The 24,974-nt window shown below is 70.1% G+C and carries 23 protein-coding genes and 1 tRNA gene; 13 read left to right on the plus strand and 11 right to left on the minus strand.

The features are described 5' to 3' along the window. Positions 1 to 40: 40 nt before the first annotated feature. Positions 41 to 706, minus strand: coding sequence for a TetR family transcriptional regulator (locus tag AB5J56_RS30980; protein ID WP_369237272.1), 666 nt, complete (start codon positions 704 to 706; stop codon positions 41 to 43). Positions 707 to 829: 123 nt separating this feature from the next. Between AB5J56_RS30980 and AB5J56_RS30985 the strand changes: the two genes are divergently transcribed. Both AB5J56_RS30985 and AB5J56_RS30990 read left to right on the plus strand, forming a co-directional pair. Continuing rightward, positions 830 to 2,452 (plus strand): MFS transporter, encoded by a 1,623-nt coding sequence (locus AB5J56_RS30985; RefSeq protein ID WP_369237274.1) that lies wholly within the window; start codon positions 830 to 832, stop codon positions 2,450 to 2,452. 219 nt (positions 2,453 to 2,671) lie between these two features. Beyond that, positions 2,672 to 2,977, plus strand: coding sequence for a small hydrophobic protein (locus AB5J56_RS30990; RefSeq protein ID WP_369237276.1), 306 nt, complete (start codon positions 2,672 to 2,674; stop codon positions 2,975 to 2,977). Positions 2,978 to 3,006: 29 nt separating this feature from the next. Here the strand turns inward: AB5J56_RS30990 and AB5J56_RS30995 are convergent, their stop codons facing one another. Together AB5J56_RS30995 and aceE are read right to left on the minus strand one after the other, a co-directional pair. Next, on the minus strand, positions 3,007 to 3,786 hold the full coding sequence (locus AB5J56_RS30995; protein WP_369237278.1) for a potassium channel family protein: 780 nt from the start codon (positions 3,784 to 3,786) through the stop codon (positions 3,007 to 3,009). A gap of 136 nt (positions 3,787 to 3,922) precedes the next feature. Continuing rightward, positions 3,923 to 6,655, minus strand: coding sequence for a pyruvate dehydrogenase (acetyl-transferring), homodimeric type (aceE, locus tag AB5J56_RS31000; protein ID WP_369237280.1), 2,733 nt, complete (start codon positions 6,653 to 6,655; stop codon positions 3,923 to 3,925). Between the two features lie 516 nt (positions 6,656 to 7,171). On the opposite strand from aceE, the gene AB5J56_RS31005 reads away from it, so the two are divergent. The 6 genes from AB5J56_RS31005 to AB5J56_RS31030 all read left to right on the plus strand — a co-directional run bounded on the left by AB5J56_RS31005 (position 7,172) and on the right by AB5J56_RS31030 (position 11,736). Further along, positions 7,172 to 7,600, plus strand: a complete 429-nt coding sequence (locus AB5J56_RS31005) for a DUF3052 domain-containing protein (protein ID WP_369237282.1) — start codon at positions 7,172 to 7,174, stop codon at positions 7,598 to 7,600. A gap of 175 nt (positions 7,601 to 7,775) precedes the next feature. After that, a complete protein-coding gene (locus AB5J56_RS31010; RefSeq protein WP_369237284.1) occupies positions 7,776 to 8,234 on the plus strand; it encodes a peroxiredoxin in 459 nt (152 codons plus the stop codon). A gap of 112 nt (positions 8,235 to 8,346) precedes the next feature. Continuing rightward, positions 8,347 to 8,922: a TerD family protein gene (locus AB5J56_RS31015; protein WP_369237286.1), complete on the plus strand. Its 576-nt coding sequence runs from the start codon at positions 8,347 to 8,349 to the stop codon at positions 8,920 to 8,922. 118 nt (positions 8,923 to 9,040) lie between these two features. Then, positions 9,041 to 9,616, plus strand: a complete 576-nt coding sequence (locus AB5J56_RS31020; protein ID WP_369242908.1) for a TerD family protein — start codon at positions 9,041 to 9,043, stop codon at positions 9,614 to 9,616. 110 nt (positions 9,617 to 9,726) lie between these two features. Beyond that, on the plus strand, positions 9,727 to 10,875 hold the full coding sequence (locus tag AB5J56_RS31025) for a DUF475 domain-containing protein (RefSeq protein WP_369237288.1): 1,149 nt from the start codon (positions 9,727 to 9,729) through the stop codon (positions 10,873 to 10,875). A gap of 123 nt (positions 10,876 to 10,998) precedes the next feature. After that, entirely contained in the window at positions 10,999 to 11,736 is a 738-nt protein-coding gene (locus tag AB5J56_RS31030) for a Tellurium resistance (RefSeq protein ID WP_369237290.1), read from the plus strand. Positions 11,737 to 11,777: 41 nt separating this feature from the next. Here AB5J56_RS31030 and AB5J56_RS31035 read toward each other — a convergent pair whose 3' ends face one another. Continuing rightward, the gene (locus AB5J56_RS31035; protein WP_369237292.1) at positions 11,778 to 12,680 is read right to left on the minus strand and encodes a TerD family protein; all 903 of its coding nucleotides are present in this window, start codon (positions 12,678 to 12,680) and stop codon (positions 11,778 to 11,780) included. A 197-nt stretch (positions 12,681 to 12,877) separates the two neighbouring features. Between AB5J56_RS31035 and AB5J56_RS31040 the strand changes: the two genes are divergently transcribed. From AB5J56_RS31040 to AB5J56_RS31050, 3 genes are read left to right on the plus strand one after another with little or no spacing between them, the layout of a single operon-like run. Next, entirely contained in the window at positions 12,878 to 14,047 is a 1,170-nt protein-coding gene (locus AB5J56_RS31040; protein WP_369237294.1) for an HpcH/HpaI aldolase/citrate lyase family protein, read from the plus strand. A gap of 58 nt (positions 14,048 to 14,105) precedes the next feature. Further along, positions 14,106 to 16,544, plus strand: a complete 2,439-nt coding sequence (locus AB5J56_RS31045) for a phosphoribosyltransferase (protein WP_369237296.1) — start codon at positions 14,106 to 14,108, stop codon at positions 16,542 to 16,544. Between the two features lie 5 nt (positions 16,545 to 16,549). After that, positions 16,550 to 17,371 carry an HAD family hydrolase gene (locus tag AB5J56_RS31050; RefSeq protein WP_369242909.1) on the plus strand — a complete coding sequence of 274 codons (822 nt, stop codon included), beginning with the start codon at positions 16,550 to 16,552 and terminating at the stop codon, positions 17,369 to 17,371. Positions 17,372 to 17,411: 40 nt separating this feature from the next. Here AB5J56_RS31050 and AB5J56_RS31055 read toward each other — a convergent pair whose 3' ends face one another. From AB5J56_RS31055 to AB5J56_RS31070, 4 genes are all read right to left on the minus strand, one after another. Continuing rightward, entirely contained in the window at positions 17,412 to 17,630 is a 219-nt protein-coding gene (locus AB5J56_RS31055; protein ID WP_369237298.1) for a zinc ribbon domain-containing protein, read from the minus strand. Positions 17,631 to 17,640: 10 nt separating this feature from the next. Then, positions 17,641 to 18,249 (minus strand): DUF4383 domain-containing protein, encoded by a 609-nt coding sequence (locus tag AB5J56_RS31060; RefSeq protein WP_369237300.1) that lies wholly within the window; start codon positions 18,247 to 18,249, stop codon positions 17,641 to 17,643. A 282-nt stretch (positions 18,250 to 18,531) separates the two neighbouring features. Further along, positions 18,532 to 19,926: a hypothetical protein gene (locus AB5J56_RS31065; protein ID WP_369237302.1), complete on the minus strand. Its 1,395-nt coding sequence runs from the start codon at positions 19,924 to 19,926 to the stop codon at positions 18,532 to 18,534. Positions 19,927 to 20,002: 76 nt separating this feature from the next. After that, positions 20,003 to 20,782: a DUF4097 family beta strand repeat-containing protein gene (locus tag AB5J56_RS31070; RefSeq protein WP_369242910.1), complete on the minus strand. Its 780-nt coding sequence runs from the start codon at positions 20,780 to 20,782 to the stop codon at positions 20,003 to 20,005. A gap of 236 nt (positions 20,783 to 21,018) precedes the next feature. Between AB5J56_RS31070 and AB5J56_RS31075 the strand changes: the two genes are divergently transcribed. Next, positions 21,019 to 21,093, plus strand: a tRNA-Val gene (locus AB5J56_RS31075). Between the two features lie 195 nt (positions 21,094 to 21,288). Here the strand turns inward: AB5J56_RS31075 and AB5J56_RS31080 are convergent. After that, the gene (locus AB5J56_RS31080) at positions 21,289 to 21,642 is read right to left on the minus strand and encodes a hypothetical protein (RefSeq protein ID WP_369237304.1); all 354 of its coding nucleotides are present in this window, start codon (positions 21,640 to 21,642) and stop codon (positions 21,289 to 21,291) included. A gap of 135 nt (positions 21,643 to 21,777) precedes the next feature. Here AB5J56_RS31080 and AB5J56_RS31085 point away from each other — a divergent pair, with 135 nt between their 5' ends. Further along, positions 21,778 to 22,677 carry a LysR family transcriptional regulator gene (locus AB5J56_RS31085; protein WP_369237306.1) on the plus strand — a complete coding sequence of 300 codons (900 nt, stop codon included), beginning with the start codon at positions 21,778 to 21,780 and terminating at the stop codon, positions 22,675 to 22,677. A 447-nt stretch (positions 22,678 to 23,124) separates the two neighbouring features. Here the strand turns inward: AB5J56_RS31085 and AB5J56_RS31090 are convergent, their stop codons facing one another. Both AB5J56_RS31090 and AB5J56_RS31095 read right to left on the minus strand, forming a co-directional pair. After that, positions 23,125 to 24,018 carry a ketopantoate reductase family protein gene (locus tag AB5J56_RS31090; protein WP_369237308.1) on the minus strand — a complete coding sequence of 298 codons (894 nt, stop codon included), beginning with the start codon at positions 24,016 to 24,018 and terminating at the stop codon, positions 23,125 to 23,127. A 138-nt stretch (positions 24,019 to 24,156) separates the two neighbouring features. Then, positions 24,157 to 24,930: an MBL fold metallo-hydrolase gene (locus AB5J56_RS31095; RefSeq protein ID WP_369237309.1), complete on the minus strand. Its 774-nt coding sequence runs from the start codon at positions 24,928 to 24,930 to the stop codon at positions 24,157 to 24,159. Positions 24,931 to 24,974: the final 44 nt, after the last annotated feature.

The following is a 24,974-nucleotide window of genomic DNA, read 5'->3' on the forward strand; positions in this document are numbered from 1 at the left end:
CGTACTGCGTGACTCCGTGCCGAGCCGTCGCTGCGCTACGTCACTCCGTGCGCCACTTCTCCGCCAACGCGGGCCCCACGTGGTCGAGATACGAGGCGGTCAGCTCGCGGATCGCCTCGACGCTGGTGTCCTCGCCCGCGCCCCACAGTCGGCCTGTCACGCGCATCACCCCGCCGAACACCGCGACCGCGACGCGCGGCCGCGGATCCGCGTCCACGTCGAGGCCCTCACGTTCGGCGATCACCCGTGCGATCTCCTCCTCCAGTTCGGCGGAGCGGCGCAGATGGACGGCGAGCAGCGTGGGGGTCGACTCGATCAACTGGAAGGCGCGCATGTGCAGTTCGATCGGGACGACGGCGTCGACGGCCTGGCCGATGGTGTCCCAGCCCTCCAGGACGGCCAGCCGCAGCGCCTCCAACGGGGCTTCGTGCGGCGGGCGTTCGCGTACGGCGGCGAGGAAGTGCGACTCCGCGACGCGCTGGCTGAAGAGGGCGACGTCCTCCTTGCCCGCGAAGTACCGGAAGAAGGTGCGCTGGGAGACGTCGACGGCCTCGGCGATCTCGTCGACGGTCGTCCGCTCGTAACCCTGGGTCGTGAACAGCTCCAGAGCGGCCCGCAGCAGCGCGTCCCGGGTGCGCTGCTTCTTGCGCTCGCGCAGCCCCGGCCGCGGCGTGAGGTCCACGGGCGGCGTCCGAGCTGTGTCCATTGCTGACCCTTTCCTTCCTTTCCTTACGGAACGTGCGGCTCAGCGTACCTGTGAGCGACGTGACAGTTACCGACTTGTGAATTGGTTTGTCAACTGTCAGCGGCTGTCACTAGCCTCGAAAGCATGACTAGTCAGACCACCGTCGACGCGACGGGCCCGGCCGACAAGGCCTCGGCCGCCCCGACCGATCCGACTCCCTCCCAGGGGCTGCGGGGCCACCCCTGGCTGACGCTCATCAGCGTCGCGATAGGCGTCATGATGGTCGCTCTGGACGGCACCATCGTGGCCATCGCCAACCCGGCCATCCAGAAGGACCTGGGCGCGAGCTTCGCCGACGTCCAGTGGATCACCAACGGCTACTTCCTCGCGCTCGCGGTCACGCTGATCACCGCGGGCAAGCTCGGCGACCGGTTCGGGCACCGGCAGACCTTCCTCATCGGCGTGGTCGGCTTCGCGGCGGCCTCGGGGGCCATCGGGCTGTCCGACAGCATCGCCCTGGTGGTCACCTTCCGCGTGTTCCAGGGCCTGTTCGGCGCACTGCTGATGCCTGCCGCGCTCGGCCTGCTGCGAGCGACCTTCCCGGCCGAGAAGCTGAACATGGCGATCGGCATCTGGGGCATGGTCATCGGCGCCTCCACCGCGGGCGGCCCGATCCTCGGCGGTCTGCTCGTGCAGCACGTCAGCTGGCAGTCGGTGTTCTTCATCAATGTGCCGGTCGGCGTCATCGCGCTCGTCCTCGGCGCGCTGATCCTCACCGACCACCGGGCCGAGAACGCCCCGCGTTCCTTCGACGTGCTCGGCATCGCCCTGCTCTCGGGCGCCATGTTCTGCCTGGTCTGGGCGCTCATCAAGGCCCCGACCTGGGGCTGGGGCGACGGCATGACGTGGACGTTCCTCGGTGCGTCCGTGCTCGGCTTCGCGCTCTTCGCCTTCTGGGAGACGAGGGTGAAGGAACCGCTGATCCCCCTCGCGCTGTTCCGCTCCGTGCCGCTGTCGGCGGGCGTGGTCCTCATGGTGCTCATGGCCATCGCCTTCCTGGGCGGCCTGTTCTTCGTCACCTTCTACCTGCAGAACGTGCACGGTATGAGCCCGGTCGACGCCGGTCTTCATCTCCTCCCGCTCACCGGGATGATGATCGTGGGCTCGCCGCTGGCGGGCGCCGTGATCACCAAGGTCGGCCCGCGCATCCCGCTGGCCGGCGGCATGGCCCTCACCGCGATCTCGATGTACGGCATGTCGACGCTGGACACGGGCACCGGCAGCGCCGTCATGTCGCTCTGGTTCGCCGGTCTCGGCCTCGGTCTCGCACCGGTCATGGTCGGCGCGACCGAGGTCATCGTGGGCAACGCCCCCATGGAGCTCTCCGGTGTCGCCGGCGGTCTCCAGCAGGCCGCCATGCAGATCGGCGGCAGCCTCGGTACGGCGGTCCTCGGCGCCGTGATGGCGTCCAAGGTCGACGGCGACCTCCCGGGCAACTGGGCCGCCGCCAAGCTCCCGCCGCTCACCCCGGCCCAGCTCGACCAGGCCTCCGAGGCCGTCCAGGTCGGTGCCGCGCCGGTGGCCAAGGGCACGCCGCCCTCGATCGCCGAGCAGATCACCGACGTCGCGCACGACACGTTCATCTCCGGTATGAGCCTGGCCTGCCTCGTCGCCGCGGTGGTCGCCGTCGTGGCGGTCTTCGTCGCACTGCTCACCAAGCGGGGGAGCAACACGGAGGCCGCGGGGGCGGGGGCGGGCCACATCTAGCCCGTTCGCCTATCAGGGTGACGGGACCGGATACCCCTCCCGCTCGACGCGCGCCGCAGGTCACAGTGGGTCAAGCCCTCCGTACGGCATCCGTACGGTACGGGGGGCGGCCGGAGCCGCGGCGCGCTGCCGGAGGGGGGCAGCGCGCGGGCAGGTCTTACGGGCGGAAACGGGGGTACCCGGGCGTCGACCCAATTGGCCGGAAGGTCCAAGGAGTTGATGATGACGGGTTATGGACACGGCACGCGCAGGCACCCCCGTTCACGTGGCCGGACGTGGTCCCGGAGCGGGCCGGATCGCGTGACGCTCGGGATCGTCGGAGTCATCTGTGCGGTCGCGGGGTTCTTCGTTCTGGGGATCGTCCTCGGCCCGGTGGCCATCGTCTGCGGCTGGCTCGCCATGGGCCGGACCTGGACCTCCCGCCCACTCCCGCCCCTCATCGCCCTCGTCCTGGGCGCCATCGACACCCTCCTCGCCATCATCTGGCTCGCGGGCACGACGGCCCCAGGCGGGGGTTTCTGGTAGCGGTCCCCGGCCCCGGCCGGGGCTCCGCCCTACCGGGACCGCTCCTCCACAACCCCCGGCACGGGATGCGGCACTCCCGTCATCCCCACCCCGGACAGCGAGGCGACCTCCGCTCGCAGGGCCCGTACCTCCTCCGTGAGTGCCTCGATCGCCGCCGTCTGCCGGCGTTCCTCCACGTCGTCCTTCTCGAAGCGGGAGATGAACCACGTGGCGATGTTCGCGGTGACGACACCGAGCAGGGCGATCCCGGAGAGCATCAGCCCGACCGCGATCATGCGGCCGAGACCGGTGGTCGGGGCATGGTCGCCGTACCCCACCGTCGTCATCGTCGTGAACGACCACCACACCGCGTCGCCCAGCGTGCGGATGTTCCCGTCCGGCGAGTCCCGCTCCACGGAGAGCACGGCGAGCGAGCCGAACATCAGCAGCCCGATCACCGAGCCCCCGACGTACGTCGTCAGCCGGATCTGCGACGCCATCCGCGCCCGCCGCCCGACCAGCATCAGCGTGGAGACGAGCCGCAGCAGCCGCAGCGGCTGGAGCATCGGCACGACCACCGCGCACAGGTCGAGCCAGTGCGTGCGGACGAACTCCCGGCGCTGCCGGGCGAGTGCGAGCCGTACGAGATAGTCGGCGGCGAACGAACCCCACACCGCCCACTCCACCAGCGTGCACGTCAGCGTCAGCGACCGGCTCGCGCTGCTGTCCACGATCGGCACGGCGTACGCGAGGGCGAAAGCCACCGCGAGCGCCAGCAGGGGCCGCTGGGTGCGCTGCTCCCAACGGGCTTGTGCCGGTTGTTCTTTCATGCCCGTTGTTCCTTCATGTCCGCATCGTAGAAGTCGCACGGCGGAGGAACCACGGAAGGGCGGCGGAGCCGCAACCGGCCCCACCGCCCCTCGGCGGACGTACACCCTCGGCGGGCGCACCCCTGCGTCACATGCGCTACGCGTCGCCGCCCGCGGCCCCGGGGTCCGCCGCCGTCACGTCGAGCAACTGGTACCGGTCGATGGCCTGCTTCAGCACCGACCGGTCGACCTTGCCCTCGCGCGCCAGCTCGGTCAGCACCGCGACCACGATCGACTGCGCGTCGATGTGGAAGAAGCGGCGAGCCGCACCCCGCGTGTCGGCGAAGCCGAAGCCGTCCGCGCCGAGCGACTGGTAGGTGCCCGGCACCCAGCGCGAGATCTGGTCGGGAACCGATCGCATCCAGTCGGACACCGCCACGAACGGGCCCTCGGCACTGCTCAGCTTCCGCGTCACATACGGGACGCGCTGCTCCTCCTCGGGGTGCAGCAGGTTGTGCCGCTCCACCTCGACGGCCTCGCGGCGCAGCTCGTTCCAGGAGGTCGCCGACCAGACGTCCGCCTTGACGTTCCAGTCGGAGGCGAGGATCTGCTGCGCCTCGACGGCCCACGGGACGGCCACGCCGGAGGCGAGGATCTGCGCCGGGATCGCGCCCGACTCCCCGGCCTTGAAGCGGTGGATGCCCTTGATGATGCCGTCCGCGTCGACGTCCGCCGGCTCGGCCGGGTGCTGGATCGGCTCGTTGTAGACGGTGAGGTAGTAGAAGACGTCTTCGGCGTCCGGGCCGTACATCCGGCGCAGACCGTCCTGCACGATGTGCGCGATCTCGAAGCCGTACGCCGGGTCGTACGCGACGCAGCCCGGGTTCGTCGAGGCGAGCAGCTGCGAGTGTCCGTCCGCGTGCTGAAGACCCTCACCGGTCAGTGTCGTACGTCCCGCGGTCGCACCCAGTACGAAACCGCGCGACAACTGGTCGGCCATCTGCCAGAACTGGTCACCGGTGCGCTGGAAACCGAACATCGAGTAGAAGACGTAGACCGGGATGAGCGGCTCGCCGTGCGTCGCGTACGCCGATCCCGCGGCGATGAGGGAGGCCGTGCAGCCCGCCTCGGAGATGCCGTCGTGCAGCATCTGGCCGGTCGGCGACTCCTTGTACGCGAGCAGCAGATCGCGGTCGACCGCCTCGTACTGCTGACCGAGCGGGTTGTAGATCTTCGCGCTCGGGAAGAACGAGTCCATGCCGAACGTGCGGTACTCGTCAGGCGCGATCAGTACGAACCGCTTGCCGATCTCCTCGTCCCGCATGAGATCCTTGAGGAGTCGCACAAAGGCCATGGTCGTCGCGATGGACTGCTGACCCGAGCCCTTCTTCACACTCGCGTACGTCTTGTCCTCGGGCAGCGGCAGCGGCTTCGACCGCACGACGCGCGTCGGGACGTACCCGCCGAGCCCCTTGCGGCGGTCGTGCATGTACTGGATCTCCTCGGAGTCGCGCCCCGGGTGGTAGTACGGCGGCGCGCCGTCCTCCAACTGCTGGTCGGTGATCGGGATGTGCAGCCGGTCGCGGAAGCCCTTGAGGTCGGCGACGGTCAGCTTCTTCATCTGGTGTGTCGCGTTGCGGCCCTCGAAGTTGGGGCCCAGCGTCCAGCCCTTGACCGTCTGCGCCAGGACCACCGTCGGCTGGCCCTTGTGCGCCTTGGCCGCCGCGAAGGCCGCGTAGACCTTCTTGTGGTCGTGACCGCCGCGGCCCAGGTGCAGGATCTGGTCGTCGGTCATGTTCTCGACCATCGCGCGCAGCCGGTGATCGCCACCGAAGAAGTGGTCGCGGATATACGCGCCGGTCTCCGTGGCGTACGTCTGGAACTGGCCGTCCGGCGTGGTGTTCAGCTTGTTGACCAGGATGCCGTCGCGGTCCTGCGCGAGCAGCGGGTCCCAGCTGCGGTCCCACACCAGCTTGATGACGTTCCATCCGGCGCCGCGGAACTGCGACTCCAGCTCCTGGATGATCTTGCCGTTGCCGCGCACCGGGCCGTCGAGCCGCTGCAGGTTGCAGTTGACGACGAAGGTCAGGTTGTCGAGGCCCTCGCGGGCGGCGATGGACAGCTGGCCCAGCGACTCGGGCTCGTCCATCTCGCCGTCGCCGAGGAACGCCCAGACGTGCGACTTGGAGGTGTCCGCGATGCCGCGCGCCGCCATGTAGCGGTTCATCCGCGCCTGGAAGATCGCGCCGAGCGGGCCGAGGCCCATGGAGACGGTCGGGAACTCCCAGAAGTCCGGCATCGAGCGCGGGTGCGGGTACGACGACAGGCCGTACGGCGCCTTCGACTTCTCCTGGCGGAACGAGTCGAGCTGCTGCTCGGAGAGGCGGTCCAGCATGAACGCGCGGGCGTAGATGCCCGGCGAGGCGTGCCCCTGGAAGAAGATCTGGTCGCCGCCGTCGCCCTCGTCCTTGCCGCGGAAGAAGTGGTTGAAGCCCACGTCGTACAGCGAGGCGGAGGACGCGAAGGTGGCGATGTGTCCGCCGACCCCGATGCCGGGGCGCTGCGCGCGCGACACCATCACGGCCGCGTTCCAGCGGGTCGCGTTGAGGACCTTGCGCTCGATCTCCTCGTTGCCCGGGAAGAACGGCTCGTCCTTGGTGGCGATGGTGTTGACGTAGTCCGTGCTGCGCATCTCGGGCACGGCCACGCGCTTCTCGCGGGCCCGCTCGATCAGCCGCAGCATCAGGTAGCGGGCACGCTCACGGCCGCGCTCGTCGACGGCGGCGTCGAGGGAGTCGAGCCACTCCTGAGTCTCTTCAGGGTCGAAGTCCGGGACCTGGCTGGGAAGGCCGCCAATGATGATCGGGTTGCGATCGGATCCGGAAGCCACGCTGTTCCTTCGCTGTCAGAGGGGCGGTCTGAGGGCTGTCTGATGGGATTTTCTCTGTCTCTGCACGTGTCTGCACCGTTCCCCATCGTGTACCTGAGGAACGCAAACGTCATCTCTACTGAGAGGTAACCGGTGTGGTTATCGAGAGCGATTCAAGACGTTCACGCAGTTCGCTGGGACGGGCCCGACCAAATCGCAACGATACGCTCAGTCCGTGACGCGTTCCGCAAAGTCGTTCGGTCTTCGTAACCTCAGAGGGTTCCGAAGGGGACATACGGGGCAGAACGGTGTGGTGTGCGTCACAGGGTGAGGTGATCGGGCGCCGGGACTTGCGTCGACACCACCAGGATCGTCACCGTTTCGGCGGTCTCGACGGCCGGGTACTTGCGCGATCCGCCCCGCCCGTGTGGACTACGGCCAAAGCTGCGCGCACGCGCGTGGCTGGACTTCCCCTGGTTCTCGACTTCGATCGAGCAGGGGAGACCCCATTTCCGAAACATGATCAGGAGGCAAGCCGTGAGCGCGACCGCGGACCACGCGGAGGAGCGGACCAACCCGGCCGCCAGGCTGGGGTTCGAGCCCGGACAGGTGGTCCAGGAGATCGGCTTCGACGACGACGTTGACCACGAGCTCCGTGAATCCATTGAATCGCTGATCGGCCAGGACCTGGTCGACGAGGAATACGACGACGTCGCCGATGTGGTGATGCTGTGGTTCCGCGACGAGGACGGCGATCTCACGGACGCACTGGTGGACGCCATCGGTCTCCTTGAGGACGGCGGCATGATCTGGCTGCTGACCCCCAAGACCGGCCGGGACGGTTACGTCGAACCCAGCGATATCGCCGAGGCCGGGCAGACCGCCGGCCTCTCCCAGACGAAGAGCATCACCGTGGGTAAGGAGTGGTCGGGCACCCGTCTGGCCACGCCGAAGGCCAAGCGCTGAGTTCCTTCCCGTTCCAGCTGCCGAGGGCAGTGTGTGTGGGGCCCCCTCCGACGAGCCGTCGGAGGGGGCCCTGCGCGTTCCCGGCCGGCGCGGGGACTCCCGAAACGGGCGCCGGTCGATCACTGCGTAGGCTGGTCATCACCCGAACAGCCCCTCGGAAGGGAAGAGTGTGACTATGGCGATCGAGGTCGGCACCAAGGCCCCGGACTTCGAGCTCAAGGACAACCACGGCGCCACCGTGAAGCTGTCCGACTTCCGCGGCGAGAAGAACGTCGTGCTGCTCTTCTACCCGTTCGCCTTCACGGGTGTGTGCACCGGCGAGCTGTGCGAGCTGCGCGACCACCTGCCGCAGTTCTCCGACCGCGACACCCAACTGCTGGCCGTCTCCAACGACTCCATCCACACGCTGCGCGTCTTCGCCGAGCAGGAGGGCCTGGAGTACCCGCTGCTGTCCGACTTCTGGCCGCACGGCAACACTTCTCGGGCGTACGGCGTCTTCGACGAGGACAAGGGCTGCGCGGTGCGCGGCACCTTCATCATCGACAAGGAGGGTGTCGTGCGGTGGACCGTCGTCAACGGCCTGCCGGACGCGCGTGACCTGAACGAGTACGTGAAGGCACTCGACACCCTGTGATTCTTCGGGTCCAGCCCCTGCGGGGTGCGGGAACCCGTCACTAGGATCGAGTCGTTGATCCGATACCAACGCACTCGGGGCTCCCTGCCCCTGGACACCATTGGGAGGACTCGTGGGAGTCAGCCTCAGCAAGGGCGGCAACGTATCGCTGACCAAGGAGGCCCCGGGCCTGACCGCGGTCATCGTCGGTCTGGGGTGGGACGTCCGCACCACCACCGGCACCGACTTCGACCTGGATGCCAGCGCCATCCTGACCGGCGCGGACGGCAAGGTCAGCAGTGACGCCAACTTCGTGTTCTTCAACAACCTGAAGAGCCCGGACGGCTCGGTCGAGCACACCGGGGACAACACCACCGGTGAGGGCGAGGGCGACGACGAACAGATCAAGGTCAACCTCGCCGCGGTCCCGGCGGAGATCGACAAGATCGTGTTCCCGGTCTCGATCTACGACGCCGAGAACCGCCAGCAGTCCTTCGGCCAGGTGCGCAACGCGTTCATCCGCGTGGTGAACCAGGCCGGCGAGGCGGAGATCGCGCGCTACGACCTCTCCGAGGACGCCTCAACGGAGACCGCGATGGTCTTCGGCGAGCTGTACCGCAACGGCGCGGAGTGGAAGTTCCGCGCCGTGGGCCAGGGCTACGCCTCGGGCCTGCGCGGCATCGCGCAGGACTTCGGCGTGAACGTCTGACCGTCGCCCGTCTGATCCGGACGGACCTCGGCTCTCCCGTCCGGCGCCGCACCCCCGGGTGCGGCGCCGGACGTGCTGGACAACGAAACAAGGCATGACCTCGGGGAGGACCAGCATCATGGGCGTCACGCTCGCCAAGGGAGGCAATGTCTCCCTCTCCAAGGCCGCACCGAACCTCACGCAGGTGATGATCGGGCTCGGCTGGGACGCACGCTCCACCACCGGAGCCGACTTCGACCTGGACGCCAGCGCGCTGCTGTGCAACTCCGGCCGGGTGCTCGGCGACGAGTGGTTCATCTTCTACAACCAGCTCAAGAGCCCGGACGGCTCGGTCGAGCACACCGGCGACAACCTCACCGGTGAGGGCGAGGGCGACGACGAGTCGATCCTGATCGACCTCTCCAAGGTTCCCGCCAACGTCGACAAGATCGTCTTCCCGGTCTCGATCCACGACGCCGACAACCGCGGCCAGACGTTCGGCCAGGTCAGCAACGCCTTCATCCGTGTGGTCAACCAGGCCGACGGTCAGGAGCTCGCGCGCTACGACCTCTCCGAGGACGCCTCCACGGAGACCGCGATGATCTTCGGCGAGGTGTACCGCTACAACAGCGAATGGAAGTTCCGCGCGGTCGGCCAGGGGTACGCGTCCGGACTGCGGGGCATCGCACTGGACTTCGGGGTCAATGTTTCCTAGGCCCGGCTTGGCCAGCCGAAGGGGCGGCACTCTAGACTTCGTGGTCAACGTTAGGTAAAGCCGAGTACGGCGCGGGGGAGACCCGTACATACACGATGATTGGGTAGCCAGTGCTTCTGAAAACCTTCGGCTGGTCGTTCGCGATTACCGCGCTCGGCCTGGTCGCAGCGGCGTTCTACGGGGGGTGGGAAGCCTTTGGCATCGTGGCGATCCTGGCTGTCCTCGAGATCTCGCTGTCCTTCGACAACGCGGTGGTCAACGCCGGAATCCTGAAGAAGATGAGTGCCTTCTGGCAGAAGATCTTCCTCACCGTCGGTGTCCTGATCGCCGTCTTCGGTATGCGCCTGGTCTTCCCGGTCGTGATCGTGGCGGTGACCGCCAAGAAGAGCCCGATCGAGGCGGTCAACCTCGCGCTCACCGACAAGGACCAGTACCAGCAGCTGGTGACCGACGCCCACCCGGCGATCGCCGCCTTCGGTGGCATGTTCCTGCTGATGATCTTCCTCGACTTCATCTTCGAGGAGCGGGACATCCAGTGGCTGCGCTGGATCGAGCGCCCGCTGGCCAAGCTCGGCAAGGTCGACATGCTGGCGGTCTGCATCGCCCTGATCGTCCTGCTGATCACCTCCATGACCTTCGCGGTCAACGCCCACCAGCACGGCGGCGCGCACGTCGACAAGGCGCAGACGGTGCTGATCTCCGGCATCGCGGGCCTGATCACCTACATGGTGGTCGGCGGTCTCTCCGGCTACTTCGAGGACAAGCTCGAGGAAGAGGAGGAGCGCGAGCACGAGGAGGAGGAAGAGGCCGAACGGACCGGCAAGAAGAAGCCGGCCGTCGTCCTCGCCGGCCAGGCAGCGTTCTTCATGTTCCTCTACCTCGAGGTCCTGGACGCGTCCTTCTCCTTCGACGGTGTGATCGGCGCCTTCGCCATCACCAACGACATCGTGCTGATGGCGCTCGGCCTCGGCATCGGCGCCATGTACGTCCGGTCGCTCACGGTCTACCTGGTCCGCCAGGGCACCCTCGACGACTACGTCTACCTGGAGCACGGCGCGCACTACGCGATCGGCGCCCTCGCCGTGATCCTCATGGTCACCATCCAGTACCAGATCCACGAGGTCATCACCGGCCTCGTCGGTGTCATCCTGATCGCCTGGTCCTTCTGGTCCTCGGTGCGCCGCAACAAGGCGATCGCCGAGGCCGAGGGAAAAGGTGAGTCCTCGGACGAGAAGACCGAGGTCTCGACCGGGGTGTGACCCGATCGGTCCGGATCCGCGTGTGTGATCCGGGCCCGCGTGAGGAACGCTCTGTGCGGGGCGGTGTGGAGGATCTGTCCTCCATGCCGCCCCGCGCGGCATTGAAGCAACTGGGGGGCGGTCATGGGGTTCTGGGACGAGCTGTGGCGCGGGCGCTCGACCGATTTCGACTCGGGCAGTGCGGCCAGCAACGCCATCGAGCTGACCAAACGGCATCGCCAGGTCTCGCTCACCAAGCAGGGCGCGGCCACCGGCAACCTGCGCGTCAACCTGTCCTGGCGGATGCGCACCTCCGACATAGGCGGCCCCGAGCGCGGCCGCCTGCTGAAGCACCCCTTCAGGCTGTTCACCCCGGAAGTGGTCCAGGGCCACACCCAGAGCATGGTCAATGTCGACCTCGACCTGGGCTGCATGTACGAGCTCGCCGACGGCAGCAAGGGCGTGGTCCAGCCGCTGGGCGGCTTCTTCGGCGAACTCAACGAATCGCCGTACATAAAACTCAGCGGCGACGACCGGTTCGGCTCCGGCTCCGGCGAGACGATCTTCGTCAACCTGGACCACCGCGACGAGATCAAGCGGCTGCTCATCTTCGTCTACATCTACGACCAGACCCCGGCCTTCGACCGTACGCACGCCATCGTCACGCTCTACCCGAGCAACGGCCCACGCATCGAGATCGGCCTCGACGAGCGCCATCCGCAGGCCCGGTCCTGCGCGGTGGTGCTGATCGAGAACGTCAAGGGCGACCTGACCGTGCGCCGCGAGGTGAAGTTCGTCTACGGCTTCCAGGCCGAGCTCGACCGCCTCTACGGCTGGGGGCTCCAGTGGGGCCGCGGCTACAAGTCGAAGGCCGACCGCTGAGCGCACCCCGGCCGTAGCGAGCCGCCCCTACCGGGCGGAGCTCAGCGGCCGATGAACTGCGGACCCTGCGGCGGCAGCCGGAAGTCCGGGTCGGGCAGCGTGCCGACCGGCTGCGGGTAGCCGTACGAGGGCTCCGCGGTCGGCTGCGGGTAACCGTAGGCGGGCTGGGCGGCCGGGCTGCCGCTCGGCTGCGGATAGCCGTAGGAAGGCCCTGAGGCCGCCGCGGCGGGCTGCTGCGCCGGCTCCGCGGGAAAGCCGTACGCGGGCTGCTGGGGCACCGGGGCGGGCTGCTCGGGCGGCAGCGGCACCGAGGTCTCGGGAGTCGCCACGGGCGCCGCCCAGGCCCCCGGATCGGGCACCGGGCCGGCGGTGGTGGCCGGGAGGGGCTCCAGCTCCGGATCCGACTCGTCCACCGAGATCCCGAAGTCGCTCGCCAGCCCCTTCAGACCGTTCGAGTAGCCCTCGCCCAGCGCCCGGAACTTCCAGCCCTCACCGCGCCGGTACAGCTCGCCGCAGATCAGCGCCGTCTCCGCGCCCGTCTGCGGCTTGATGTCGAAGTACGCCAGCGGTTCACCGTCGGCGACGGCGGCGTCGTACAGCAGGATGCGCAGACCGCGTACGTGGTCGAAGGTGATGTCCTCGGCCGATGCGACCAGATAAATCTGTCCGACACCGGACTCGACACCGGCCAGATCCGTCTGGATCGTGTCGGTCAGGCCTTCGGCGACGCGCTTCTTGCCGAGCCGCCACACCTTTCCCGAGGGATGGCGGGGCTGGTTGTAGAAGACGAAGTCCTCGTCGGATCGCACACGACCGCCGGGACCGAGGAGCAGCGCCGAGGCATCGACATCGGGGACGCCCTGCCCGGGCGTCCAGCGCAGCACAGCCCGGACCGCCGTGGCGTCCAGCGGGATGTTCGACCCCTTCAGCATCGCGTGCGTCATGCGGTCATCCTGCCCTCTCGGCCCTGGTCACGACAACGCGGGGGCGAGGATTCCCGGCCGGGTCGACGAGCAGCCGACATGACCGAGTTACCTGAACTTCATGCCCGGTGGGAACCCTTGACATGGATCTCTACGTACTATTACCGGCCACATCGCACACATCGCGTCGGGCCGCCTAGCCGCCACGAGGGAGTTTCATGCGTCATTTCGGGCACATCGCCCACCAAGAGCGGCAGCGCCTCTTCCACCAGGAGCCGTGCGTCTTCACCGCCGACTCACCGGCGAGAGTCCTCGCGGCCGCCCTCGGTGCCACGCTGTACAGCCCGGCCACCCGGCCGCAGCTCGCCGACGACATCGTCAAACAGGGCGGGCGCGGCGTCGTCTCCATGGTGCTGTGCCTGGAGGACTCGATCTCCGACGCGGACGTCGCCTACGGCGAGGAGAACCTGGTCCGGCAGTTCACCGACCTCGCCGGCCGGCCGGGCGCCGACCTTCCGCTGCTCTTCGTGCGGGTGCGCACCCCCGAGCAGATCCCGGACCTGGTGCAGCGCATGGGCCCGGCGGTGCGCGTGCTGTCCGGATTCGTCATGCCGAAGTTCACCGAGGAGCGCGGCGTCCCGTTCCTGGAGGCCCTCGCCGCCGCCGAGGCGTCGAGCGGGCGCCGCCTGTTCGCCATGCCAGTGCTCGAATCACCCGAGCTGCTGTACCGCGAGTCGCGCGTGGAGACCCTGGAGGGCATCTCCCGCGCCGTCGACAAGTACCGCGACCGCGTCCTCGCGCTGCGCCTCGGCGTCACCGACTTCTGCTCCTCCTACGCGCTGCGCCGGGCCCCCGACATGACGGCCTACGACGTCCAGGTCGTCGCCTCCGTGATCGCCGACGTGGTGAACATGCTCGGCCGGGCCGACGGCACCGGCTTCACGGTGACCGGGCCCGTGTGGGAGTACTTCCGGGTCCAGGAGCGCATGTTCAAGCCACAGCTGCGCCGCAGCCCGTTCCTGGACGGACAGGCCGAGGAACTGCGCGAGGCGCTGATCGAGCACGCCATGGACGGGCTGCTGCGCGAGATCACCCTCGACCAGGCCAACGGTCTGCTCGGCAAGACCTGCATCCACCCCTCGCACGTCCTGCCCGTGCACGCGCTGTCCGTGGTCAGCCACGAGGAGTTCAGCGACGCCCAGGACATCCTGCGGCCCGAGCGCGACGGCGGCGGCGTGCTGCGGTCGGCGTACACGAACAAGATGAACGAGGTGAAGCCGCACCGCGCCTGGGCCGAGCGCACCCTCCAGCGCGCCGAGGTCTTCGGCGTCGCGAACGAGGACATCGGCTTCGTGGAGCTGCTCGCCGCCGGACTTCCCGCCAGCTGAGCCGCCGTCTCCCCTGCCTCCCCGAACCCCTCCGCAACGAAGCAACGACAAGGAATTGATGAACAACGTGGTCTGGTCCGGGAGTTGGGTCGCCGAACGGCTCGGTGTCGAACTCGTCGGCGACGAGAAGCTGAGCGGCCTGCTGGGGCTCGCGCTGCGGCGCAACCCCAAGCGGGCGCACCTGCTCGTCTCCAACGTCCTCGGCAAGCATGTGCCGCAGTCGCCCACCGTCGTCTACGGCCACGGGTTCGCGCTCGGCAGACGCGTGCGCGAGCTGCTGGGCACCGACGAGGCCGGGCGTTCCGTCGTCCTCGGGTACGCCGAGACGGCCACCGGGCTCGGCCACGCGGTCGCCGACGGACTGGGGCTCACGCCCTATCTGCACTCCACCCGGCGCCCCGTCGAGGGTGTCGCGCGGGCGGGCGGCTTCGAGGAGTCCCACTCGCACGCGACCTCGCATCTGCTGCTCCCCGAGAACCCGGACCTGCTGGCGGGCCCCGGCCCCCTCGTCCTGGTGGACGACGAGTTCTCCACCGGCAACACCGTGCTCAACACGATCCGCGCGCTGCACGAGCGCTACCCGCGTGAGCGGTACGTCGTCGTCGCTTTGGTCGACATGCGCTCCGCCGCCGACCTCGGGCGCCTCACGGAGTTCGCCGACGAGATAGGCGCGCGCGTGGACCTGGTGTCCGGGGCCTCGGGCACGGTCAAGCTGCCCGACGGCGTGCTGGAGAAGGGGCAGGCACTGGTCGCCGAGTACGAGACCGCCACGGCCGCCGCTCCCGCCCGGCCGCTGCCGGACCGGGCCGTCCGTGTCGAGCTCGGCTGGCCGCGCGGGGTGCCCGACGGCGGCCGCCACGGCTTCACCCCCGAGCACCGCACCCGCCTCGACCGGGCGCTGCCCGCCATGGCCGCGCGGCTCGCCGAGGCACTGCCCGACGACGCCCGGCGCGTGCTCGTCCTCGGCTTCGAGGAGCTGATGTACGCCCCGCTGCGGCTGGCCCGCGAACTGGAGCAGGTCGTCGCCGCCGAGGTGCGCTACTCCACGACCACCCGCTCACCGGTGCTCGCCGTCGACGACCCCGGCTACGCGATACGCAGCCGAATAGTTTTCCCGGCCCACGACGACCCCGACGACGGCCCCGGCGAGCGCTACGCCTACAACGTCGCGGGCGCCGGCTTCGACGCCGTCGTCGCCGTGGTCGACTCGGCCGCCGACACACCCCGACTGCACGCCCCCGACGGCCTGTTGGCCCAGCTCTCCGCGCACACCGGGCACGTACTGCTCGCCGTGGTGCCGTCCTACGTACCGCCCGCACCATCGCCCGAAAGGCCCACCATGCTCCCCGAGCCCCTCCGTGGCCCCGCCTTCTCCTCGTATGCGCCGGACGAGGTCGGCTGGCTGCTCCAGGACCTCTCGGACGCGACGCTGGAGGCGCCCACCGAGGAGCGCGAGGAGGCGATCCAGAGCGGCGGCGCCCACTACGCGGAGTCGCTGCCTGTCGAGTACCAGCCGAGCGAGCAGTACCAGGCGCTGTTCCACGCGGCGCTGGAGGTGTCCGCCGCACGCATGGCCCGCGCCGTCGGCGCCGTCACCGAACTGGTGCTCGCCGAGCGCTCCCCCCGACCGGTCCTGGTCTCGCTGGCCCGTGCGGGCACCCCCGTCGGCGTCCTCATGCGCCGCTGGGCGCAGCACCGCCACGACCTCGACCTCCCGCACTACGCCGTCTCCATCGTCCGCGGCCGCGGCATCGACGCCAACGCGCTGCGCTGGCTGGCCGCCCACCACGATCCCGCCGACGTCGTGTTCGTCGACGGCTGGACCGGCAAGGGCGCCATCACCCGCGAACTGACCGAGGCGATACGGGAGTTCGAGGACTCCGACGGCATCACGGGCTTCGACCCGGAGATAGCCGTCCTCGCCGACCCCGGCTCGTGCGTGCGCACGTACGGCACCCGCGAGGACTTCCTCATCCCCTCCGCCTGCCTCAACTCGACGGTCTCCGGGCTGATTTCGCGTACGGTCCTGCGTGCCGACCTGGTGGGCCCGAACGACTTCCACGGCGCCAAGTTCTACCGCGAGCTGGCCGGCTCCGATGTCTCCGTCGACTTCCTGGACGCCGTCACCGCCCACTTCGCCGACGTCACCGACGCGGTCGACGCCGAGGTGAAGGAACTCCTCTCCGCCGACCGGGCGCCGACGTGGGAGGGCTGGGCGGCAGTTGAGCGGATCAGCGAGGAGTACGGGATCCATGACGTGAACCTCGTCAAGCCGGGCGTCGGCGAGACGACGCGCGTGCTGCTGCGTCGCGTCCCCTGGAAGATCCTCGCGAAGGCCGGGGCGGGCGCCGACCTCGACCACGTGCGCCTGCTCGCCGAGCAGCGCGGAGTACCGGTGGAGGAAGTCGCCGAACTCCCGTACACCTGCGTGGGGTTGATCCACCCTCAGTACACGCGGGGCGCGACGGGCGCCGACGGCAAGGCGGTGACGGTCTGATGGTCATGTCCCCGGTGCTCGTCGCGAGCGACCTCGACCGCACGCTCATCTACTCCGCCGCAGCTCTCTCGCTGACCATGCCCGACGCGCGGGCGCCCCGGCTGCTCTGCGTCGAGGTGCACGAGAGCAGGCCCCTGTCGTACATGACCGAGACGGCCGCCGGACTGCTCGGCGACCTCGGTGACGCGGCCGTCTTCGTGCCGACCACCACCCGCACCCGCAAGCAGTACCAGCGCATCAACCTGCCGGGCCCCGCCCCGAAGTACGCGATCTGCGCCAACGGCGGACACCTCCTCGTCGACGGGGTGACCGATGCCGGGTGGCACGCGCAGGTCACCGCCCGGCTGGCCAGCGAGTGCGCGCCGCTGGACGAGGTCCGCGAGCACCTGGCCGCCACCGCCGACCCGCTCTGGGTCCGCAAGCACCGCATGGCCGAGGACCTCTTCGCCTATCTCGTCGTCGAGCGCGAACTGCTCCCCGAGGAGTGGGTGAAGGAACTCGCCGTCTGGGCGGAGAACCGCGGCTGGACGGTGTCGCTCCAGGGCCGCAAGATCTACGCCGTACCGAAGCCGCTCACCAAGAGCGCGGCCATGCGCGAGGTCGCGCGCCGCACCGGCGCCACCCTCACCCTCGCCGCCGGGGACTCCCTCCTCGACGCCGACCTGCTCCTGGCCGCCGACCGCGGCTGGCGCCCCGGCCACGGCGAACTGGCCGAGGCCGACTGGACGGCACCCGCCATCACCGCGCTTCCGGAGCGCGGCGTCGCGGCGGGGGAGCGGATCCTGCGGGAGTTCCTGCGGGAGACGCGGGAGGCACGGGGGGCGTAGGAGAGCCGGGGCCGCTGCGGTCGTCGTAGGACGGCTCGCGTCAGCCGCAGCAGCCCCCGCCGCAGCAACCGCCGCCTCCGCCTGCGCGGGGCGCCGGTGCGGGGGCCGAGGCCGAGCCGCCCACGGCGACCGTCGACAGGAGCTTCACCGTGTCGTCGTGACCGGCGGGGCAGGAGGCGGGCGCGGCGGACTCCGCCATCGGGCGGCTCTTCTCGAAGGTGTCGCCGCAGGTACGGCACCGGTATTCGTAGCGAGGCATGGCGCACAGATTACCGGGCGGGCCCGTTCAGCTCCCGTGCCTTCCGCTCCTTCTCCCGCTGGAGCATCAGGGCATGGACCCTGGTGCGCTGCTGCCGCTCGCGATCCGGCTGCTCGGGGTGGCGGGCCCGCCAGTACGGGTTGTCGTGCGGCAGGGCCGAGCCGACCCGCCCGTACATCCCGAAGAACATCAGCAGCACGCCCACCACAAAGCTGAACAGCACGTTCTGGATGTGGAACGCCAGGAAGTTGGCGTCGGTGTCCAGCAACGCCAGGTTGACGAAGCCGCTGAGGATGAAGGCGACGCCGACGACCATGTTGAGGGTCGAGGCGACGTTGCCGCCGATCACCATGCCGACGAACAGCAGCAGCCCCACGCAGATCGACAGCACGCTCAGCGCGCCGTTGGTGTTCAGGCCCGCGACCGTGTCCCCGGCGGTGTCGAAGAAGCCGACCTTGTCGACCAGACCGAGGACGCCGAAGGCGAGGAGCACCAGACCCATCAGGCCCGCGCCGATCCGGTAGAACCGGTTGAGGCGATGATCGACGGGAAGGTGCTCGTCGAACCTGATCCGCCGCCTGTTCCCCCGGTGCAGTACGTGTGGGGCGTGTGTGGCCATGTCCGCCTCCCTGGGGCGCTGAGGCCTGTCCTGCGGATCATGCCGCAGACGCGGGGTCTGGCACGCGCATCTGCCGCGTTGTCGTCGGTTGCCGACGCTCCGCGTCGTCGCCCTCCTCCGCCTTGCAGCTGCACGCACCAGACCCCGCTCACCGGCGGCTACCTGGCGCCGTGACTCCCCTGCGACCTGCTCCGCAGGACAGGCCCTAGCGGAGGCCGTACGTCCCCTCCAATATCCGCCCGCTCCCGGCCCAGGGGCAACAACGGGGAGGAGCGGGACCGCTCAGGCGCCCGCGCCGCGGTCCTCGCGGATCTGTGAGACCACGCGGCCGACGGTCTGCCGTACGGCCTCCGTCTCGGTCAGGAAGTGCCAGTAGTCGGGGTGGCGGCCCTCCAGCGTGGCGATGGCGCGCTCCAGACGGGCCACCGAGTCGTCGAGGGGGCGGGCATGGCGCGGGTCGGGGGTGCTGCGGCCCGCCATGGCGAGGCGCTGGGCGTCCCGGATGGCGAACCGGGTGCGGTCGATCTCCACTTGCGGATCCTTGGCCACGGCGTTCAGCCGCCGCAGCCGGTCACCGGCCGCCGAGACGGCCTCGTCCGTGTTGTTCAGCAGCGCTCGCACCGTGGACAGCCGCGAGGCCGCGTCAGGCCAGCGCTGCTCGTCGCGCGCGGCCTGCGCCTCCTTCAGCTTCAGCTCGGCCTGCCGTACGTTCTCCTCGGCCTGCTCCGGTACATGCTGGAGGTCCTGCCAGCAGGCGGCCGAGAAGCGCCGCCGCAGCTCGCTGAGCACCGGCTCCACCTGCCCGGAGCGGGTGGTCAGCGCCTGCGCGCGGGTGCGCAGCGAGACGAGCCGGTGGTCGATCTCGGCGGCTCGCTCCGGCAGCCGCTCGGCCTCCGCGCCGACCGCCCCGGCCTCCCGCTGGATCTTCTCGGCGCGCTCCAGGGTCTCCGGCACGCCGTGCTGCCCGGCGCCCTGGTTCAGCTTGGTCAGCTCGGGCCCGAGGGCGGCGAGACGCGCGGCGAGATCGTCGGCTCTCAGCCCTGATCCTCGTACGGCGTCGAGGGCGTTCGAGGCGGCGAGCAGCGCCTGACGGGCGCGCTCGACGGCCGGTGCGAGCCGGGCGAGCTGCGTCTCGGCTTTCCCGAGCAGCGGTTCGAGCCCTCGCGAGAACCGGTCCAGTTCCCCCTTCACCCGGCCCAGCTCGTCCTTGGCGGCGGTCAGCTCGGTGCGGGCGCGCGCGGCGACCGACGCCTCCAGCTCGTCCCGGTCGAGGTCGTGGGCGTCGACGGCGTTGATGTACTGGCTGCTGGCCTCGTCGATACGGCGGCCGAGCGCCTCGAAGTCGGAGACGGCGCGGCGGGCCGCGGGGGAGTCGTCGACGGCGGTGATGGTCTCGATCGAGATCCGCAGATCGCGCTGGGCGGTGTCGAGCTCGTAGAACGCGGCCGCCGCGGCGTCCTTCGCGGCCTGCGCCTCGGCCCGCTGGCTCTCCGAACGCCCGCCGAACCACCGTCGCGTGCCGCCACCGGCGAAGGCGGCGGGCAGGGCGACGGCGGCGAGCAGCGGCAGCGCCACGAGGGTGAGGACATCACGACCGACGCGACCGAGACGACCGACACGGCCGATGCGCGCGTACGACGTGTATGGCGTGTACGGCTGCGATGGTGTCGCCGTCACATCCCTCTCCCCGTGCTGTCATCCGCCTTGCCCGGTTGTCATTCTCCCACCGGTTAAGGACGAACACACGGGCCGGTCAGTTCACCGTGCGCACCGTGACCTTTCCGTCGCTGGTACGTGCGGAAACCACATGAGAGCTGCCCTTGTCACGGGGCACCGACACATCCACGGACCCGTCGCCGGTCTTGGTGGTGACGCGGTACGCCGTACCGGCCCTGGCGGGCAGCCCGATGGTGACGGATCCGTCCTGGCTGCGGGACTCCACCAGGTCCGGTACGACGGCGAGTTCGAGCCGCACCGAGCCGTCCTGGGTGCTCGCGTGCACCTGGCGCGAGCCGATCCGGAGCGCGCTGACGGAACCGTCGGCGCTGTTCAGCTCCAGCGGCCCCGAGGAGCCGGTGACCCGCACGGAACCGTCCGACGTACGAATCCTCAGCGCCTCCTTGAACCCGTCCGCCGTCACCCGTCCGTCCCCGTCGCGCACGGTGACGGCGACTCCGCGCGGCACCACGATCCGGTGCTTGGCCGAGCAGTCGGCGACCATCCCCGAGCACTTCATCCGCAGCGTGAGCCGATCGTCCTTCATCGCCCAGGTCACCTTGGGATCCCCACCGACGACGACGTGCCCGTCGAACCACCGGGTGACCTCGACCTTGCCCTTCGCCGTGTCGGAGTCCGCGACCACGAGCTCCAGCGCGGAGTCGTCCGAGTCGACGGTGAGCGTCCGCCCGTGCAGCGCGAAGGCCCGATGCTCCGGCTCCTTGTCGTCCCCTGCACTGGCCCCGCACGCCGAGAGCCCCAGCGCCGCGACGACCACACCCCCGGCGACGACGCCGACGCGCCCACGCCCGCCCAGCCCACGCACTGTGAACCCCACGAAAATCTCCCCCTGAGAAGGACCTACGGGACCGGCGCCGGCAGACGCACCCACTCGCCGACACCCTCGGACTCGACGGTATGCACCCGGCCCCTCCCGGAGGATCCGGCCGGCTCCCGGATCCGGGGTGGGGATAACCCCCGCACACCCCCGAACCCCGGCGATACGCGTTTGCAGGGCACGCCCTCCGGCCATGTAGGCTGTCGACTCGTCCTGGGCGCGTAGCTCAGCGGTAGAGCGCCGCCCTTACAAGGCGGATGTCGGCGGTTCGAAACCGTCCGCGCCCACCAGGACAGAGGCCCCCAGCCGATTACGGCTGGGGGCCTCTGGCATTCGTATGTAACCGGCGCGGTGGGGCGCTGTTCGTCCTGGCTACTCCGTGACGGTGCCGGTCCCGCAGTCCACGGGCGTGGATAGTTGTCGCTCTTCATTGGCTCGGTATGGCGGGCGGCATCAGTGGTCGGGGTCATGAGTGCCGTGCCGGCTCACGTGGTCTCGGCGTTCCCCGCGGGGACGGCATCGTGCGCGTGCTTCAGCTTCGTGCGGGCGTCGACCGTGTCCGGGGGTGTGACCTCCGACCAGAAGCGGTGGCAGGTCACGAAGACGGCGAGTTCGCGTTCGCGCCGGCGGAGCTTCTCGACCTCGGCCTGTTCGTCCGCCGTCCAGCCCGGGGAGGCCGGGCGCTCCACCTTGCGCCAGCCGTTGTCGTCACTGAAGCCGTCCAGGGGCTCGACCGACCAGGGAAGCCGCTTCAGCAGGGCCAGAAGCTCGGCCCGGACCTGATGCAGCTCCTCCTGACCGGCCAGGAGGTCACTCGGAAAGTCATAGGTCGCAGCCACACGGCAATGCTACGCCTGTTCGATTTTGGGATGCGAGTTCCTTGGGGGACTTCACGCGAACGGGGTGACCGGGATCGTCCGTTTGTTCGGTTGCGTGTCCGCGGTCGCCCGGGGCTGTCGGTACCTTTGGCCCCCGTGACCCTTGATGATCTGCGTGTTTTCGTTTCCGTCTGCCGGGCCGGGAGTCTCAGCGCCGTGGCCCGTGAGCTGGGGTGCACCCAGTCGGCGGTGAGTCAGCACGTACGGCGGCTGGAGCGCGAGGTCGGGGTCGGGCTGATCGAGCGGCAGGCGCGCGGGGTGGTGCCGACGCGGGCCGGGCGGCTGCTCGAACGGGCCGCCGCGGAGGGGATCTCCGGGCTCGACCTCGCCCTGCGGCGGCTCGACGAGATGGCGCGCGGGGGTGGCGGGGCGGTACGGATCGCCACCGGCGGGGCGACGGTGCGGCACTTCATGGCCGACGCCGTCGTCGACTTCCGGCGCACGCATCCGCAGGTGAGCCTGGAGTTCCAGACCGAGAGCTCCAGCCGGAGCTGTGTCGACGCGCTCGGGGACCATGGGCTGGACCTGGCGTGGGTCACGCTCGGGGCGCCCGTACGAGGGGTCGAGCAGCGGGGGGTCGTCGAGCTGCCGTGGGTGCTTGCCGTACGGGCCGACGACGCGCTCGCGGGGCGGGAGTGCGTCGCGGGGGAGGAGCTGGCCGGGATGCGGCTCATCGGGCTGCCGGAGAACTCCAGCTCGCGGGGGCATCTCGACGCGGCGTACCGGGAGTTGGGGATACCCGCGGTCGCGTCCGACACGAGTGTCGCCGACTGGGACACGGCGGTGCTGCTCGCGGGGCTCGGGGTCGGGCATGCCGTGGTGCCTGCGATGCCGGGGTGGCGTGCGGGTGGGTGCGCGGGGGTGCGGTTTCTTCCCATACCTGTGCTGCCGCCGCTGGTTGCGGGGTGGGCGGTACGGCGGTGGGGCGCGTTGTCCCCCGCGGCGCGGGCCTTCGCGGACACGGTCACCCACCACCTGGCGCCGTGCGGCGGCTGAGGCCAACTCCGCTCGCCCTTGGCTTCCTTGGCCCCCGGGGTGGGTGGGCAAACCCCGGGGCCCCCTTGCTTTGCATGGTCACCCGGCGGTGGTGCTGGGCGGGGGTGGGTCGCGCAACTCGGCGCTGACGAGGCGCCGCCTGCGCCCACCCGTGCCGCCCCAGCGGCACGATTGCCCGCAGGGAGAGCGGCTACGCCGGCCACCCGGCGCCACGCGAGCCCCCACGCACCCGCAGTCGCCCACCGGCGGAAGGGGCCGTGCCGGTACGTCTCTGCCCGTCGCGTAGCAGACCGCCCGCCAAGTCCCGCCGTATGCAACCCCCGGGCAGTACGCCCACGCGGCGACGGGCAAGACGTACCGGCACGGCCCCGACCCACCCACCGGCGGCAGGCGCCCCCGCACAAGGCGCCCACGCCAGCAAAAGGCGCCCACGCCAGCAACAAGCGGCTACCCCAGCTCACCCACCACCCGCGCCGCCACCGGAACACGCACCCCGTATCGGTCGGCGGCGCGAAGGAGGGCTCCCCCGATGGCGTCCAGTTCCAGCGGGCGGTCGGCCTCGGCGTCGCGTTGCATGGAGGACCTGGTCTGTGGCGGGAAGGCGTCGTAGCGCTGGAGGGCGGTGGCGGGGTCGGCCGGTGCGCCGGCGGCGCGGCTGACGGCGGCGGTCTCCTCGACCAGGGCGGTCAACTCGTCGCGATGGTGCGTGCGGACGTCACCGAGCGGCACCCCGTACCGCGTGGTGAGCAGGGCGAACGGCGCCAGGAACGACATCTTCGCCCACAGCGCCGCCGCCTCGTCGTCCTGGACGCGCACCCGCACCCCGGCCCACTCCAGCGCCCCGGCGAGCGCGTCCAACCGCCCCCGCGAGACCGTCTCGCCGGTCAGGTCGACCTCCAGGAACGGGCTGCCGTGCTCGATCACCCCCGGTGCCAGCCGAGTCGACTCGACGCGGATCACCGCGGGGGCCACTCGTGCCGAGCCGTAGCGCTCACGCAGGGCGGCCGGGTGCTCGACCCCGTTCAGGAACGGCACGACCACCGCGTCGTCCCCCAGCACCTTCGCCGGCACCCGCTCCAGCGCCGCGTCCAGCGCCGTGGCCTTCACCGCGACGACGCACACATCGACCGGCTCGCGCAGTTCCTCCGCCGCCTCGACCGGCACGGTGAAATCACCGAACTGCCCACTGCGCACCCGGATTCCGTCCGAGCGCAGCGTCCGCGCCGTGTCGCTGCCCGCCAGACAGATCACCCGGTGTCCGGCACGGGCCAACAGCCCGGCGAGCAGCCCGCCGACGCCTCCTGGACCCAGTACCGCCACCGTCAGCCGGTCGTTCGCCATGGTTCCTCACATCATCGAGAGCCGTCGGGGCCTCAGCCCGAGGTCCCCGCTCGACGATGATCACAGCGGCCGAACACCTCAGTCAATCCTCGGGTTTCCTTCCCCGAACCCAAGCAAATCCTTGGGATTTGAGGCCGACTACGGCAGCCGCACCGAACCCCCCGGCTCCAGCAGATGCAGCCGCTCCGAGAGCCCCGCCCCGGCGAAGGCCTTCGTCAGCGCCGCCCCGTCCTCGGTGAAGTGCCCCCAGTGCTCGAAGTGGAGCGGTACGACATGCCGCGCGCCGAGGATCAGGGCGGCTTCGGCGGCGGCCTCGCTGGTCAGGGTCAGCGGAGCGTCCGGCACGAGCGGGGTACGGGCGGCGCCCGCGAACAGCACGGCCACGTCGAACGGACCCTGCCGCTCGGCGATGGCGCGGACGACGTCGAGGGAGGCGTTGTCCCCGCTGACGTACACCTTCGGCAGGCCGTCGCCGGACAGGACGAAGCCGGTGACCTCGCCCACGATCGGCTCCGAGCCGTCGGGCCCGTGCTGCGCCGGCACGGCGGTGACGCGCAGCGAACCGCCGTCCGGGCGGGGCAGTTCGACATGCGACCAGGAGGGCACCGCTCGCACGGGCGCGCCGATGCGGTCGTACGCCGACGCGGTGGAGAGAGCGACAGGGGCGCCCTGGAGATAGGTACGCCCGGACGCGTCGAGGTTGTCCGGGTGCTGGTCGTGGGAGAGCAGGACCGCGTCGACCGTGCCGACCTCCGGCGCCGCGAGGGCCGGCCCGGCGGTCTTCACCAGCTTCCGCGCGCCGACGGGGTATTCGCCGGGCGCGTCGAACGTCGGGTCGGTCAGCAGCCGTACGCCGCCGAGTTCGAGCACGGCCGTCGGGCCGCCGATGTAAAGGATCTCCACAGTGGTCATGCTCTGCACAAGTCCAAGGCGCCCGGGGGTATTCCGACGGGAAT

The organism is Streptomyces sp. R21 (assembly GCF_041051975.1).
Taxonomy (GTDB): domain Bacteria; phylum Actinomycetota; class Actinomycetes; order Streptomycetales; family Streptomycetaceae; genus Streptomyces.